19 protein-coding genes are annotated in these 15637 nt (G+C 36.6%); 9 read left to right on the top strand and 10 right to left on the bottom strand.

The window, feature by feature from the left end:
• The first annotated feature begins 147 nt into the window (after positions 1 to 147).
• Positions 148 to 2001: a DNA topoisomerase III gene (gene topB, locus ACZZZW_RS13710; RefSeq protein WP_463494128.1), complete on the top strand. Its 1854-nt coding sequence runs from the start codon at positions 148 to 150 to the stop codon at positions 1999 to 2001.
• Between the two features lie 78 nt (positions 2002 to 2079).
• Here the strand turns inward: topB and ACZZZW_RS13705 are convergent, their stop codons facing one another.
• From ACZZZW_RS13705 to ACZZZW_RS13685, 5 genes are all read right to left on the bottom strand, one after another.
• Positions 2080 to 2607 carry a C-terminal helicase domain-containing protein gene (locus tag ACZZZW_RS13705; protein ID WP_463494126.1) on the bottom strand — a complete coding sequence of 176 codons (528 nt, stop codon included), beginning with the start codon at positions 2605 to 2607 and terminating at the stop codon, positions 2080 to 2082.
• 29 nt (positions 2608 to 2636) lie between these two features.
• Positions 2637 to 3992: an AAA domain-containing protein gene (locus ACZZZW_RS13700; RefSeq protein WP_463494124.1), complete on the bottom strand. Its 1356-nt coding sequence runs from the start codon at positions 3990 to 3992 to the stop codon at positions 2637 to 2639.
• 86 nt (positions 3993 to 4078) lie between these two features.
• Positions 4079 to 4462 carry a DUF3037 domain-containing protein gene (locus tag ACZZZW_RS13695; protein WP_463494122.1) on the bottom strand — a complete coding sequence of 128 codons (384 nt, stop codon included), beginning with the start codon at positions 4460 to 4462 and terminating at the stop codon, positions 4079 to 4081.
• Positions 4440 to 5231 carry a HipA family kinase gene (locus ACZZZW_RS13690; RefSeq protein WP_463494121.1) on the bottom strand — a complete coding sequence of 264 codons (792 nt, stop codon included), beginning with the start codon at positions 5229 to 5231 and terminating at the stop codon, positions 4440 to 4442. The genes ACZZZW_RS13695 and ACZZZW_RS13690 overlap by 23 nt, the downstream gene beginning before the upstream one ends.
• Positions 5232 to 5547: 316 nt before the next feature.
• Positions 5548 to 5736: a hypothetical protein gene (locus tag ACZZZW_RS13685; protein WP_025143481.1), complete on the bottom strand. Its 189-nt coding sequence runs from the start codon at positions 5734 to 5736 to the stop codon at positions 5548 to 5550.
• 112 nt (positions 5737 to 5848) lie between these two features.
• Between ACZZZW_RS13685 and ACZZZW_RS13680 the strand changes: the two genes are divergently transcribed.
• Genes ACZZZW_RS13680 through ACZZZW_RS13670 form a run of 3 tightly spaced genes read left to right on the top strand, consistent with a single transcriptional unit; the run spans position 5849 to position 7221 of the window.
• On the top strand, positions 5849 to 6229 hold the full coding sequence (locus ACZZZW_RS13680) for a hypothetical protein (protein ID WP_463494119.1): 381 nt from the start codon (positions 5849 to 5851) through the stop codon (positions 6227 to 6229).
• Positions 6230 to 6275: 46 nt separating this feature from the next.
• Positions 6276 to 6479, top strand: coding sequence for a KTSC domain-containing protein (locus tag ACZZZW_RS13675; RefSeq protein WP_463494117.1), 204 nt, complete (start codon positions 6276 to 6278; stop codon positions 6477 to 6479).
• A gap of 1 nt (position 6480) precedes the next feature.
• Positions 6481 to 7221: a DNA-formamidopyrimidine glycosylase family protein gene (locus ACZZZW_RS13670; RefSeq protein WP_463494115.1), complete on the top strand. Its 741-nt coding sequence runs from the start codon at positions 6481 to 6483 to the stop codon at positions 7219 to 7221.
• 319 nt (positions 7222 to 7540) lie between these two features.
• Here ACZZZW_RS13670 and idi read toward each other — a convergent pair whose 3' ends face one another.
• From idi to ACZZZW_RS13645, 5 genes are all read right to left on the bottom strand, one after another.
• Positions 7541 to 8083 (bottom strand): isopentenyl-diphosphate Delta-isomerase, encoded by a 543-nt coding sequence (idi, locus tag ACZZZW_RS13665; RefSeq protein ID WP_463494113.1) that lies wholly within the window; start codon positions 8081 to 8083, stop codon positions 7541 to 7543.
• Positions 8084 to 8920, bottom strand: coding sequence for a phytoene/squalene synthase family protein (locus ACZZZW_RS13660; RefSeq protein ID WP_463494111.1), 837 nt, complete (start codon positions 8918 to 8920; stop codon positions 8084 to 8086). It lies immediately after the preceding gene.
• A gap of 4 nt (positions 8921 to 8924) precedes the next feature.
• Positions 8925 to 9809 carry a MerR family transcriptional regulator gene (locus ACZZZW_RS13655; RefSeq protein ID WP_463494109.1) on the bottom strand — a complete coding sequence of 295 codons (885 nt, stop codon included), beginning with the start codon at positions 9807 to 9809 and terminating at the stop codon, positions 8925 to 8927.
• Positions 9810 to 10062: 253 nt separating this feature from the next.
• Positions 10063 to 10941 (bottom strand): SDR family oxidoreductase, encoded by an 879-nt coding sequence (locus ACZZZW_RS13650; RefSeq protein ID WP_463494107.1) that lies wholly within the window; start codon positions 10939 to 10941, stop codon positions 10063 to 10065.
• Positions 10942 to 11013: 72 nt separating this feature from the next.
• A complete protein-coding gene (locus ACZZZW_RS13645) occupies positions 11014 to 11289 on the bottom strand; it encodes a hypothetical protein (RefSeq protein WP_055911898.1) in 276 nt (91 codons plus the stop codon).
• Positions 11290 to 11567: 278 nt separating this feature from the next.
• On the opposite strand from ACZZZW_RS13645, the gene ACZZZW_RS13640 reads away from it, so the two are divergent.
• The 5 genes from ACZZZW_RS13640 to ACZZZW_RS13620 all read left to right on the top strand — a co-directional run bounded on the left by ACZZZW_RS13640 (position 11568) and on the right by ACZZZW_RS13620 (position 15527).
• Positions 11568 to 12308, top strand: coding sequence for a LytR/AlgR family response regulator transcription factor (locus tag ACZZZW_RS13640; RefSeq protein WP_463494104.1), 741 nt, complete (start codon positions 11568 to 11570; stop codon positions 12306 to 12308).
• Between the two features lie 93 nt (positions 12309 to 12401).
• Positions 12402 to 13487: a sensor histidine kinase gene (locus ACZZZW_RS13635; protein WP_463494102.1), complete on the top strand. Its 1086-nt coding sequence runs from the start codon at positions 12402 to 12404 to the stop codon at positions 13485 to 13487.
• 166 nt (positions 13488 to 13653) lie between these two features.
• Positions 13654 to 14412 (top strand): LytR/AlgR family response regulator transcription factor, encoded by a 759-nt coding sequence (locus ACZZZW_RS13630; protein ID WP_463494100.1) that lies wholly within the window; start codon positions 13654 to 13656, stop codon positions 14410 to 14412.
• Positions 14413 to 14533: 121 nt separating this feature from the next.
• Positions 14534 to 14887, top strand: coding sequence for a response regulator (locus ACZZZW_RS13625; protein WP_055911904.1), 354 nt, complete (start codon positions 14534 to 14536; stop codon positions 14885 to 14887).
• Positions 14888 to 14897: 10 nt separating this feature from the next.
• On the top strand, positions 14898 to 15527 hold the full coding sequence (locus tag ACZZZW_RS13620; protein ID WP_463494098.1) for a hypothetical protein: 630 nt from the start codon (positions 14898 to 14900) through the stop codon (positions 15525 to 15527).
• Positions 15528 to 15637 lie beyond the last annotated feature (110 nt).

Genomic DNA, 15637 nt, shown 5'->3' with positions numbered 1-15637 from the left:
TCGATATAAAAATTTACACCACCAATCCTGTACAAAGTTACCTGATAATTGTTTTTGAAAACGAAAGGCAAATGGCATTGTGAGTAATTTTTTTAAGCCGTTGATAATTTTTTAATCATCTTTGGGGTTGAAAAGATAAGCCCATTCATGAAGATTGTAATTGCAGAAAAGCCCTCTGTTGGCCGCGAACTTGCAAAAGTTTTTGGCGCCACCACCAGAAAAGATGGATACATTGAAGGTAAAGGATATTCTTTTACCTGGGCATTTGGGCATTTGTTACAATTGGCACCCCCACAGGATTATGGCTTTATAGGCTGGAGAAAACAGCATTTACCCATGCTTCCGCAAAAATTTAAGCTCGCCATTAGAAAAATAAAAACTAAAGATGGCTTTGTGGAAGATCCTGCCGTTAGGAAGCAACTTGATACCATTAAAAAACTTTTTGATGAAGCTTCGGAGATTATTGTGGCAACGGATGCGGGGCGTGAGGGTGAATTAATTTTCAGGTACATTTACTACTATTTAAAATGTAAAAAACCTTTTAAACGGCTCTGGATTTCCTCGCAAACTGATGAAGCGATAAAAGATGGTTTCAGGAATTTAAAACCGGGAACAGATTATGATACTCTGTTTAATTCCGCCCATTGCAGATCAGAATCTGATTGGCTAGTGGGGATGAATGCCACCCAGGCTTTAAGTATTTCGGCCGGAAACAGAACCGTATTATCCCTAGGGAGAGTACAAACACCCACCCTGGCCATGATTTGTGCGCGCTTTTTGGAAATCAAAAACTTTAAACCACAAACCTATTACCAGATCAGCATTATGCTGATTAAAGATGAGCAGGTTTTTAAAGCCATATCTACCTCGAATTATAAAGATAAAGAAGAAGTAGAAAAACTATTTGCCCTGGTAGAAGATGTAGCCTCAGGTTTTGCCACAGGAGGAAATATTACGGCAGTAGAGGCCAAACCCAGAAAAGAACCACCACCTTTATTGCACGATTTAAGTAGTTTACAGCAAGAAGCCAATAAGAAAAAAGGCTATACTGCCGATCAAACCCTTAACATATTGCAGAATTTATATGAGAGCAAACTGGTTTCTTATCCACGTACCGGATCGCGCTATATTGGTGATGATGTTTATGCCAGCGTACCAGATTTGATTTCGAAGTTTACAACGCATCCTGATTTTGGAAAACAGGCACAGTTTCTGCAAACAGTGGCCTTAAATAAACGAAGCGTTAACGCCAAAAAAGTTACCGATCACCATGCGGTTTTACCTACAGGAGAACAGGCTTATGGATTGAGCCCAGATAAACAAGCGGTTTATGATATGGTTGTGGGCAGAATGATAGAAGCTTTCCACCAGGAATGCCTTAAGGAACTGACAAAAATCACCATTCAATCAGGACTTACATTTATTGCCAACGGAACGGTTATCCGGTCAGCAGGCTGGCGCGCAGTATTTAATGACCTGGAAGACGATAAAAAAGATGAAGACAATGCAGCTTTGCCAAAGGTTGCTGTTGGGGAGTTGCTTCCGATAACAGAAAAGACTTTGTTGGAGAAGCAAACAAAACCCAAATCGATGTACAATGAAGCATCGTTGTTAAAAGCCCTCGAAACCTGCGGTAAGGAGATTGAAGATGAAGAGTTGCGTTACGCCATGAAAGATAGTGGCTTGGGTACTCCTGCTACCCGGGCATCCATCATTGAAACGCTAATTACAAGAGAGTATATTACCAGGGAAAAACGGAACCTTGTGCCCACAAATAAAGGTTTGGCTGTTTATGAAGTGGTTAAAGATAAACAGATTGCACAGGCAGAACTTACCGGACAATGGGAAAAAAGGCTCGAAGAAATCCGTTCAGGTTCATCGGTAAAAGATTTCAAATCTGAAATTACTGAATATACCAAAACCATTACTCATGAACTTTTAATTGCAGGTGCAAGTATATCTGGCAAGCTTGAAGAAGAAAAGAAACTGGAAAAGGTTTAATTATTTTTAAGGATTAGGATTTAAAACCAAAGCTGCTATTAAAAATTTGCGATGTAGGATGCTGCAAATAGTGTTTAATTATAAATCCATAAATTCCCAGGCACTGTGGTAAGCATTAAGGTTTTCGGTGTACTCGATAAACCCTGCATAAAATTTAGATTTCGACAAGGTAGAACTGTCGCCAATTACCACTAACATTTTCCTTGCCCTCGTCATCGCAACATTCATTCTCCGTGTATCTGATAAAAAGCCGATGCTGCCCTCCGCATTACTCCTGGTTAAACTGATGTAAACCACATCGCGCTCCTGCCCCTGAAAACTATCGATTGTATTTACCGAGATCTGATCCCGGTGTGGATTCAAAATTTCACTTTCCTGTACCAAAGCGTTCAAAATCTGTACCTGCTGTTTGTATGGCGAAATAATGGCGATCGTAGGAAAACCGGTTTGTAGTGGATCACTGATTAAACGTTCTGCTAAATGTGTTAAATGCTTAACTAAAAATGCGGCTTCATCAGGGTTGGTGGTACTTGTACCATCTAATTTTTCATCGTAACTGCAACCGGCGGTATCAATAAACTGAATGGCTTTTTCGCCGGGAAACAAAACACGATCTGCAACCGAATGGTGCGCTTTTAATGCGTTATTGTAAATACTGATGATGAATAACCCATAATATTGGTATTCATCCGGTATTGCTCCTCAAGTAGAACCACCGATTCTGGATGAAGTTTTACAATTTTTTCCAGTAAAGTGTTACTTAATCCATTTTTAGCTGCCTCGTTTGATTTAATGGTTGGCGAAAGTTGAAAATGATCACCAGCCAATACTACTTTTTGTGCTTTTAAAATAGGAATCCAGCAGGCAGGTTCCAAAGCCTGGCCGGCCTCATCAATTACAATGGTATTGTATTTCAAATTCCGAACGGTATAATGGTTTGCGCCAACCAATGTTGCCGTAATAATCTGCGCTTTTGTAAACAGATTATCCATGATGTACTGTTCGGTTTTTTCTACTTCTTTTCCAATTTTGTGTGCTTCATCAAAAAGGGCTTTACGTTGTTCCCGTTCCGCCCTGCCAAAACTCCTTTTGTACTTATGGGCCATGTTTTTATATTCATTGGCCTGTTTTTTAAGGGCTTTAATGGTTTTCATTTCCGGATGATCGGCCATTTGATGATCGAGCGTAGCAGCCAGTAACTTTTCCGAAACCCTGGCAGGATTACCCACTCTTATTACATTTAAATCTGCTAAAGCCAGTTTTTCAGTCAATAAATCAACAGCCGTATTGCTCGGTGCCACCACCAGTATTTTCTGATTACTGTGTTTTGCCAACGATTTTATGGCATGAACAAGCGTAGTGGTTTTTCCGGTTCCGGGCGGACCATGCACCACTGCTAAATGATCTGCAGCAATAATTTTGTTAACCGCCAATTGCTGCGAATCATTTAAATTATTAGGGATGATAAACTTTTCTTCTCCTTGAAAAGATGGTTTTTCACCCTTCGTCAATATTTTGATTAATTTATTCTCCGAATCATTTTCCGCCAAATGCGTTGCCTGTTTAAGTGCATTTTGCATTTCATCGTAACTGTTATTATCAAAAAGTAAATCAACACCGAGCTTTCCATCCTTTGTCCAATCAGGTAATTCATCTACCCTGAAGTTGATTTTCATCCTGCTCGGACTTTGATGGGTTATAATCCCCTCAACACGGTCTTCCTTTGCATCGTGATTGGAAAATAGCACAACGGCAGAACCAAAACGAAACTGATGAGAAAAATCCTGATGGGTTGTTCGCTCCAATTCTACCGTTAAGTAATCGCCCCGGCCAATTTCCGTATTTCTGATCGCTATCGGGTACCAGGTTAAACCTAAAGCTCTGCGATCTGCGGCTGAAGTGTTTTCAGTAAGTTTTAAGTACGATTGCAGGTCTTCTTCACGCTCTATGTTGAGCAAATCCTGAAGTTTTTTAAAATATTCTTTAGGCAAGGAACGAGGGTTTATTATTATTTTGGTAAAAGGTAAATTGATTAACTGTTTAATGGTATAAACTGGTTAATTGTTGTTGAAAAGGATCAAAGAACCAGCTCCTGATGTAACCGCAACATGGTTGTTTCAGCATCATCACAAAAACCGGGATGCACTTTTGAGCATTGTAAAACAGTACTTCGGGTTGCGGTGAGCCATCTGAACCGCGAAGCCTGATCGTATTGACCGATAGGCCCAGATCCTTTTGCAGCAGTACTGATCCTTTCGAATGCAGCTAGATTTTCTTTCAGTTCCACTAAATCAACAGCAGCAGAAAATGCTTTTACCCTGGGTTCATCCAAAACAAAAACACTTTTTAGAAACTTCTGCTTAGCACAAAATAAAATTATACCCACATTAATAAACTCCTCGCGTTCTACCCTCGGCATCACGCGGATTACAGCATACTCAAATAAGAATTTCCCTTGCATGCTGCGCTTCTTTTAAAAATATATCCGAATGTGATAACCGCTCTGTTAAAAAATAGGTATAGGCTTTTCGATGTTCATCTTTGGTTTCGAAATTTGTTTCGCCTTCCAACCAGTCATCAGGAATTAATTTAATTACGGACTCAATTTTCTCTGCGGTTAGCATTTTAGTAAACGCTTCGTGTACGCTTTCCAATTCGGTGGCCCAGGGCAGTAGTACATGATCTTTAACCAAAAAGAAGGGTTTAACGGCCTGTTCTTTCCAGTTTTGCCATGAATGATGGAAATATAGCGCTGCTCCATGATCAATTAACCAAAGTTCCTTATGCCAAACCAGCATATTGGTATTTCGGCAGGTGCGGTCCATATTGGTTAAAAAGCAATCTAACCAAACAATCTGCGAGGCAAGTGTAGCATCAACAGTGGTAACCGTTGGATCGAAAGTAATTGCTCCTGATAAATAATGTAATGCCAGATTAAGGCCAACACTCGCTTTTAGTAAATCCTGAATTTCTTCATCCGGTTCGGTTCGGCCAAAAGCTTCGTCTAAGTTGGCGAAAACCAATTCTGGTACCCGTAAACCAAGTAAGCGGGCAATTTCACCACCAATTAACTCGGCAATTAAAGCCCTTGTACCCTGGCCTGCTCCCCTAAATTTAAGTACATATAAAAAATTATCATCAGCCTCCGCAATAGCTGGCATAGAGCCACCCTCACGCAAAGGCGTAACATACCGGGTTACATTTACTGTTCTAAGTTGTAAATCGTTCATATTTGCAATTAGAATCGCCGCTTAAATTGGGCAAAATTCTAAACTTGCAGCAAATTTAGCAGAATTCCGACAATAAAACCGTCAAAGTTTAGTCGTAAAGCATGTGATGGAATTATATAGGTAGCTGTTTATCAGCTTCTGAAAAAGCATATATAAATCCGAAAATAAGTATTAATATAAATCCGTCCATTGCGAGAAGGCTTTTTCAGCTGACGAAGCAATCTTTCTAGCAAGAATTACCAGCATTAGAGATTGCTTCGGGGTTCCACCTCAGCAATGACGAGGATAATAAAAACCCTATTCTAGTTAAAATCGCCTAGTCGTGCCCTAAATATGCATTTCCGGCAGGCGTCATTGCCGACGACCATTGTACCGATTCGCGATTGATTGTGATTAATCCCATACTTTCTAATTCCTCATACTCTTCTTCCATCCCACCTAAAACCGAAGAGCTAACCTGTTGATTAATAACCTCTAATAGAGATATAATTTCTGATCTTTCCATAACAATAAGTGATTAGGTTTATTTAATCTAACATAAATATACTTAAAATGTTTATTGCTTAACTAAACATTTTAAAGGGTTTAAGGTTTGTACATATACAGCAATTAAATCAATGGAACTACACATCTATTACCTCTTCGTTATGGCATTACCGGTAGCCTGTATTGCGTGGACGGTTACAAAAGAAGAAATATTCAGAGAGGCACGCGAATTTTGTGTAGACCGGTCAAAAAACTGCAACAAACTGGTTAAACGTAAGTTTTTTTATGTTTTTACCTGCGAGTACTGTTTCAGTCATTACGTTACCGCACTTTTGCTGATCATTACCAAATTCACATTAATTTACCCCGATTGGCGTGGTTATATTATTTCTTTCTTTTCCATCGTGTGGATTGCCAATGTTTACATGAGCTTATATAATATCATTAGGATTGACCTTAAAAAGGAAAAAATTAAAGTTGCAAAAGAAGAGTCGGAGCTGAATAACGATTAAAACCATTCTCAACAGGAGCTGTTTTTAACGCATAAACTAAAAGGTTATGCCATCATCGGTAATTAAACATTTCAGTTATGATTCAGCTAAAAAATTACTAAAGGTAGTTTTCGTTACTGATATGGTATACGTGTACAAAAATGTTCCCGAAAAGATTTATAAGATGTTAAAAGCCTCCGGTTCAAAAGGGCGCTATTTTAACAGCTACATAAAAGATAAATATAAATTTCAGAAATTAGAAAACGAATAACATGCCCGAAGGCCCATCTATTATCATATTAAGAGAATTAATCGAAGAGCTACATTTGAGCAAGCCAGAAGTACTGGAGGTAGCGGGCAATGCAAAAAATTTCGACAAAGACAGGCTTCTACACAAAAAGATCCAAAGCTTTAGGAGCTGGGGCAAACATTTCCTGATCTGTTTTGATGATTTTACCGTCCGCATCCATTTTATGCTTTTTGGAAGCTACTTAATTAATCAAAGTAAGAAAATACCACTTAAGCTGGGACTTATTTTTAAAAAAGACGAACTGAACTTTTATACCTGCAAAGTAGATCTCTTAGAAGGAAACGTTAACCAACATTACAATTGGGAAAATGATGTTATGGCCGATGAATGGAACAGCAGTGCAGCCATAAAAAAGTTAAATAGCGTGCCCGAAGCCCTGGTTTGTGATGTTTTACTGGATCAACAAATTTTTAGTGGAGTGGGTAATATTATTAAAAATGAAGTTTTATACCGTACCCGAATCCATCCTTTAACTAAAATTGCCAACTTAAAACCTGCAAAACTAAAAGCCCTTGTTAATGAAGCCAGAAATTACAGTTTCGACTTTTTAAAGTGGAAAAAAGAAAACACCTTAAGTAAACACTGGGAGGCGTATAACCAAAAAGAATGTCCGCTTAAGCATGTGATTGAGAAAAAAGAATTGGGCAAAACTCATAGGCAAACTTATTACTGCCCCAAATGCCAAAAATTATACAACTCTTAAATGAGGCTGCTGTAGTAGTTAATATGTTAGTTATGTTTTCTCAAATAACGTCTTCTAATTTTCAAACCACTCAGCATCGGGCTTAAAAATATTTGCAGATAAGGAATGAAAATTGGATTTACTGAAAATTATTTTATTCTTCCAATTCTTAACGTAAATACATAAAGCGCTAAAAATTAATAGCTTATTCTCTTCATTAACAAAAACCCAAACAACCAACTATAATCTTAAAGTAAAAGAAATGTTAATCTTTTAGGAATTTTGTAAACTAGTCCTATATTTGTCCTCGAGAGCGTTAATTTAGATACGGGTATACGACTTAGGTTGTATGCCCGTTTTTTGTTTTAGCAGTTGAGGCATGTTTCACAACCTCATTTAAACAGATTCTCAGCCACGGTGTATACGCTTCAGGATTACGTTCGATATCCTTAGCCAAAGCTTCCAAATCCATATATTTAAAGGTTTCCACTTCATCAGGGTTAATAACGGGCAAATCATTGCTCAACCCAAAAAACACATGGTCTACCTCATGTTCAGTTAAACCATCTGCAAATTCGGCACGGTAAGTAAATTTAAAAAGGTAACTGATATCACAATCCATCCCCATCTCCTCTTTCAATCTTCTTTTAGCGGCTTGTAAATTGCTTTCGCCAATCCGTGGGTGACTGCAGCAGGTGTTGGTCCATAAACCACCCGAATGGTATTTACTTAGGGCCCTTTGCTGCAATAGCAGCTCGCGGTTGCTGTTAAAAATAAAAACTGAAAAGGCCCTGTGCAATAAACCCTTTTGATGCGCTTCCAATTTGTCCATCTGTCCTTTGGGCACATCTTCCTCGTTTACAAGAATAACTTGTTCTTCCATTTAAATTGCATTTAACTTATTTCGGATAAGCGAATCGAACATTAAACCAACCTTTCGAGTGTTGGAAATCCTGATCCTTTCCGTCATAATTTTTTCGGCACTTAACCGCTTTATTTTAACAAATAATTTTTTATAATATACGTAAGATAAATATACCCCGTTTTTAGAGGCTGCAGGCAACATTTTAATTCCTTTTAAGGCATAAGCAAATTCTTGCTCAATCTCATCTTCAATTTCCTTTTTTTGGCGATCGCAGAATATAGCTAAATTCACATTTGGGAAGTAAGTGCGGTTTAACCCCTGGTGGTCGGCTTTAACATCACGAAGAAAATTTACCTTTTGAAAGGCCGAACCGAGTTTCATTGCATAAGGCTTTAACCGTTCATATTCTGCCGGGTCACCATTTGCAAACACCTTTAAGCACATTAAGCCCACCACCTCTGCCGAGCCTAAAATGTATTCGTTGTACAGTTCGGGCGTGTATTGCTGGTCAGAGAGATCCATTTCCATACTTTTAAAAAAGCAATTAATTAACTCATGATCAACCTGATATTGATTGATAGTGCGTTGAAAAGAGTTAAGGATTGGATTTAAACTGATGCCCAGATCGATGGCTTCAAAAGTATCATGCTTAAATTTATCAAGTAAAAATTTCTTATCAAAGTAATGAAAACTATCCACAATTTCGTCTGCCAACCGTACAAAGCCATAAATAGCATGAATGGGCAAACGCAGTTCTTTACCCAAAAAATAAATACCCAGCGAAAAACTTGTGCTATACTTTTTGGTGGTTAGCCTGCTACAATCGGCCGATAATTGATCAAAGATTTCTTTCATGTAACTAGGGATATTGGAGTAATTTTTCAAATTCATCAAGGGTTTTAAACCAATTGATGTGACCGATATTTTTTAATTTACCGATTACCTGGCCGTTTCCGGCGAGATGAATTTTAGCGGATGAGCATAGGGATGATAATTGATCTATATATTTTTGTGATGCGGTTTCTGATCTGGATTTTACCATAAAAAGTAAAACATGATCCACATTTAATATTGAGAATACTTTTTCAATTGAATCTAAAGGAACTTTACTCCCTAAAAAAATAACCTGATGATGGTGCATTTTAAGCATATAATTTGCAAAAAGTAACCCGATATCGTGGTCTTCATCTTCAGGTAAAAAAAGAAGCCAGGTACCACTCGACGATTTTGCCAGTGGGAGATTATTAATGTGGGTAAATATTTTCTGCCGGATGATGTTTGATAAAAAATGTTCGTGTGCAGGGCATATATCGTCTTTGCGCCACATCAATCCCAACCTTACCAGTAAAGGATATATTATTTTGCGGTAACAATCAGAGAGTCCGAATTGGGCTATCCCATCATCAAGTAAACGATTAAAAGATAATTCATCAAAAGCTAAACCATGACTGATAAGTTGGGAAATATAATATTCCAGATGCTCATCATCCGACGGGTAAGAAAAATGTTCGTTTAAAAGTTGGTCAACATCCTGCTCTGAAAGACTACAGATTTTAGAAATTTTTAAACCGCTTTTATTTAAGCTAGCGATATTTAGCAGTTTTTTAAGCTGTTTATCATCATATAAGCGGGTATTGCCCTCCGATCGTGAAGGCGTTAAGGCATTATAACGTTGCTCCCAGATCCTGATGGTATGAGAATGAATGCCCGAAAGCTGTTCAAGATCTGAAATGGAATAATTCATTATTTTGTTTAAATATATTCAATAAAATATAAACAAAAAGAATACTGGAAAGTTTTTTCAACAAGTGCACTTAAATGTTTTGCCAGATTTTTTAAATAGTGATGTGTGATGCTGATCGTTATTGGCAGGCTTAAAGCAATTTTAAAACGAAGGCTAGTTGCTATCGCTTTAAAATTACTTAGTTAGCTGAAATAGCCTTTAAACAATGGCATGGCTATATATCGACAAATAAATCTGCCATTACTAAAAATAATTATTCGAAATATGATTTATAATCTTCAACAAATTCTGAGAACTTTCTTGGCAATTTACCGGTAACATCCTTAACTGTGTCGGTTACAATAGCCGCTTCACCGCGTGCATAATGTGCATAATCTTCTATTAAACCTTCGGCCTGCCATTCGGGAAAACCAAAATGAAGTAAGGCCGATAACATCTCCTGATCAGCAACATTAACATAGTTAATTTCTTTTTGCAGTACTTTTGAAAGCACTTCTGCTATTTTATTATGACTAATGGCTTCAGGTCCGGTAATGGTAAAAACTTTACTCTCCTTGTTGCTCGTAATCAACCTTTCTACTGCAATAGCGGCAATATCCCGAACATCAACCAAACTAATTTTTGCATCGCCAGCTGTGGCAAAAAATTGCTGCTGGTATTTTATGGCATCGGCAAAGCCAAGTAATCCCTGCATAAACAAATTGGGCCTTAAAAAACTGTATTGCAAACCCGTGCTTTTTATCTTCTCTTCTACAACTGCATGGTAGCGAAGAAAGCGAACAGGCGAATGTAAATCTGCCGCAAACTGCGAAAGTTTAACTATATGTTTTACACCACTTTTAACAGCTGCATCTACAAAATTGCATTGTAAATGCTCGGCTTCATCAGACGAGTTACTTAACAAAAAAACATTTTCTATTCCTTTTAAGGCGTTTAAAATGCTTTGTTGATTGTTAAAATCGCCAACTATCAGCTTCACACCTTTTAAATGTTTTAGAGCTTCTGCTTTATCTAACGACCTTACCAAGGCGCTGAAAGGAATTTCTTTAGCTGCCAGTTGTTTTGCCAATTCTAATCCTACACTTCCCGTTGCTCCGGTGATCAGTATAGAGGGGTTTATTAAATCTGTCATGCTTTTATATTTAATTACACCACAAATTTCAACCCTTGCATAGGAATAAAATTGTAAGAAAACGAAAACCCGTTAAAAAGCTTTCTCGGTTAATAACACCCCTTTTTCGCCATTACCGGTTTCTATGGTATGCACGTGTTTATACGAATGGCTAAAAAAATCGTATCCATGTTCCATCTGTTTAATGGCTACAGTATTTAATGGATAATTAAAATTGGTTTGCATGCATAACAAGTTTCCATTGGCCAACAAAAGAAAGTCGCAGTCGTAACCCCGCTCTTGTAATTCAATTACTTTTTTTGTGATGGAAACATTCAATCTATTGGTGGTTCGGGCAATATTTTTCATGGGACACTGGTTTAGGGATGATTTAAAGGTTATTCAATGTAGGTATTAATAATTACGAATCAAAATGCAATATATTGTAATACAAGCGTTTAAATCAGTTTGTTTTGTTCATTTTTTGCCGAAGATATGCCTAAATGTCGCTGATGCAGTTATTTAGCACACAAATCATATTTGTATCATATTCTTTACCAATGCAACTAAAAACCAATACAAAGCGGAATTTAATTTCATTATTTAAAATGCAAGCCATAATTTCGTGAATCTTAACATCACACCTAATGAAATTAAAATGTATCGTAATAGACGACGATATCCATGCCGTAAACGGTATAAAATCTTATATTAACAACCTCTCAAACATCCAGCTAATCAAATCTTATACCGATCCGATACTGGCACTTAATGAGATTACAGCTGGAAATGCGGTTGATATTGTTTTTATGGATGTAGATATGCCAATGATTTCGGGCATTGAATTATCAAAGGCAATCAGGCATAAAACAGATAAACTCATATTTACCACATCGCATTCCAAATACGCTTACGAAGCTTTTGAGATGTATGCAAGTGCCTATCTGTTAAAACCTTACACATTTGCCCGCCTGGCCGAAACCATTAACAGACTTTTTCCACATAGCCCGGGCACACAAAGCGTAAGCATTAAGCAAGAAGATGATTATTTTTTTGTGAGGAATAAAAGCGAAAAAAACAACTTAATTAAAGTAAGGTATACAGATATCGTTGCAATAGAAAGTCTGCAGAATTACGTGCGCATATTCACTTTAAACGAAACCATTGTTTCTTACATCGCATTATCTGAAATTAAAATTATATTAAAAGACTACCATAATTTTGCACAGGCTCACCGCTCATTCATTGTTGCTAAAAATTACATTGAAAAGGTAGAAGGCAATAGCTTAAAAATGATTAATAACCTCACCATAAATATTGGCAATAGCTATCGTGAGAGCATACAGGAGTACATTAAAGAAAAAACGATTAAAACAAATCGTTCTTAAAACTAAATTTTTAGTATTTTCGTTATCAGAACATTAAAACATATGTTTTTTTGTTAACCATATTTTATAGCCGTTCCCCCATTTACTAGCCAAATGAGTCGTATTAACGAAAAAGAGCATCAAAAAAAACGCAGCATTCTGGAATGGATTGCCAGCAAAAAACTTCACATCATCATTTGGATCATCTTTATTTTTTACGAATCCATCATTGTTGGTTTAATAAATGGAAAATTTGGTCAGCTTGCTTCCTATATCCTTTATTATTCGCTCAATATTATTACTTTTTATGTACATGCACATGTTGTGCTTTCAATAGGTTTACAAAAGCCAAAGCAAACGGCCTGGAAACTTCCTTTGCTCCTTGTTTTGGAAATTATAGGGTATTTAATTTTAACCATCATCCTTGATTATACCATTATTCACCACACTAATTATACCGGAACAAGAAAGATTACCCTTGATTTACAGTATTTTACACCATCGCTTTACCGCTGTATCTACTTCATGTGCTTTTCTACGGGTTATTATTTTTTAATGCGATACATCAATGAAAGAAAAAAAACCGAAGAATTAGAAAAACAGCGTTTAAATAACCTGATACAAATTGCCAGATCGGAAAATGCGTTTTTAAAAGCACAGATCCAGCCTCATTTACTGTTTAATACGTTAGATTTTATCTATCAAAACGCAAGAGAATCTTCTCCAACGGCTGCAGAAGCCATCCATTCACTTTCCGAAATGATGCGTTATTCTGTAGACAGCAACAAAGACAGGGAATTTATTTTACTGGATGAGGAAATTAATCAGGTAGAAAATTTAATCAATCTACACCAGCTCCGCAAAGATCATGGTGTACAGCTTCGATTTTGGTATGAGAATGAAATCCGCGGTATAAAAATTATTCCTATGGTACTGATTACCTTGGTTGAGAATATGTTTAAACATGGCGAGTTGCTTAAAGAATCGCACCCGGCAGAAATTTCACTGAAAGTAGATCAGGGAGAACTGATTATAGAAACAGCTAACCTTATTAAAACCTTAAAAAATACTTCAGGTTTAAATGCAGGAATGGAAAATATCAGAAAACGTTTAGAATACACCTATGGAAGCAATGCAACGTTTAAATATTTCAGTGATACGGAGCATTACTTTAAAGTTTTATTAACAATCAAGCTCTAATAAAACAAATAATTTTAACATCTTTCTTTCAAAATATTAAATTCTTCATAGAATTTTAAATAAAAAGATAATTTTCCTTGCCGAAAATACAAAAATCCGTTTCGAACTTGTTTTTTTTTCTTTTTATAGGCCGAAATAGTAATTTGCATTAACTAAACCTATAAAAATGTCAATAAGTTGCATCGCTATCGATGATGATCCGCATGCGCTGGAAAGTTTAATCGCATATATGGATAAGTTGCCAGACTTAAAACTTGTTCAATTTTTTACCGAACCGCTCCAGGCATTAGCTGAAATATCTGTTTCCAACCCTGTCGACATCATTTTTATGGATGTAGAGATGCCTTCAATCTCAGGTATCGAACTTGCCGGATTACTGAGACAAAAAACAAAACACCTGGTTTTTACCACAGCACACCCCCGGTATGCCATTGATGCCTTTAAGGTTGATGCTGATGCTTACCTGCTTAAGCCATATTCTATATTACATTTTGCTAAAACGATAAACAATTTATATCCTACAGGAAAAAATACACCAAATCTTTTTTCAGTTTTTGATGAACATTTCTTTTACATCCCTTTACAGGAAGAAAACGGCGATTTAGTAAGGATAGACTTAAATGAATTAATTGCTGTTGAGGATTTTGAAGTGGATATTAAATTTAAAACGACCAAGAATACCTTTTTAAGTTCTAAATCGAATTTTATTAAACTGCTTAACATGTTTAAAAAGCATGAAGCATTTATTCAAATCAGTGATAATGTGATCATTTCCAAACAACACATAAAAAGTGTTTTAGGAGATAACATTTTACTTTCCGGCGAAACCGCTTATACGGTTTCTGAGGCTTATAAAGAGCGTTTTGAAATCTTTATTAAAAATAATCTGCTAACCGACAGGCCCAAACCCGGGGCTATACAATAAACGAATTTACCATCCAACACCTACGGTTTTAGGCTTTTTTATCTCCTTTAAAACATTAACGTTAATTTTTTGTATTAGGATAGTCTATTTTATTACTAAATGATTATCCGTTTTGAAAAGAGTGTTGGTTGTAGATGATGATCCCGATGTATTAGAGGTTTTTCAAGAAGTGCTGGAAACTGAAAATTATAAAGTTTTCCCTTTATTATCACCGAGATACATATTTAAAACCATTAAAGATTTTAATCCTGATCTGATTATTCTAGATATTATGTTGAATGGAATGGATGGACGTGCTGTTTTTAAAGAGTTGAGGCTAAATCCTGATACAGAAAATATACCTGTTATTTTAGCTTCAGCCAGATATGATGAAAATTACATCACCTCCCAAAAGTACCATCCCAATGATTACCTGGAAAAACCATTTAACATGGTCGATTTATTAAATAAAGTAAATGCTTTAACAGAAAATTAAAAAATCAGATATGAAATTAAAATTACTAACACCAATTGTATTACTGTGCGCAGCAATATCATTTAAAGCAAATGCACAAGGCAGACCAGATAAACTTTACTCAATGAGTGGAATTGGATTTGCATTCCCCGTAGGTGAAACTTCAGATTACTTTAAGCCAAAATTTTCTACTTCTTTAGGTTTAAACCTGGGTTTAGGCGATGGTGGTTTATTTTTATACCCTAAAGTTAGCTTGCATGCCTTTACCTTTAACCAAATTACGCCAGATGAAGGTTACACCTACACACTGCAAAAAGGACGGGCTACCACCTACTTATTAAATGTTGCATTGGGCTATCGTAAAATTGTAAACAAATGGGCCTTTTATGGTTTTGCAGGTGCAGGAGGCGGATTTATCCTTACTCCACAAGCTGCCGTAAACAGTACAACTTTACAGGTTACTCAAGATAATAAATCAAACAGTTTAGGCATTGCCGAAGGCGGCGGAGGTATAGAGTATAATATTGGAGGTGCCAATTTATTTGTGGAAGCCAGCTACATGTACGGTTTCAGCAAAATCCAGAACAGGGCTTTCAATACCGTTCCAATCAATATCGGAATTAAACCTAACCTGAGTAAACTTTTAAATAAACTTAAATAATATTTGCATACAAAATGCGCGAGCGGTTACGTTAAATACGTAATCGCTTTTTTTGTGCTAAAGAAATAATCAAAATTATTTTTATACTAATTATTTTAGCATAGATTTGT

Source organism: Pedobacter sp. AC379, from assembly GCF_979258145.1.
The sequence above is the reverse complement of the archived record's forward strand: the minus strand, read 5'-3'. Positions and strand labels throughout refer to the sequence as shown.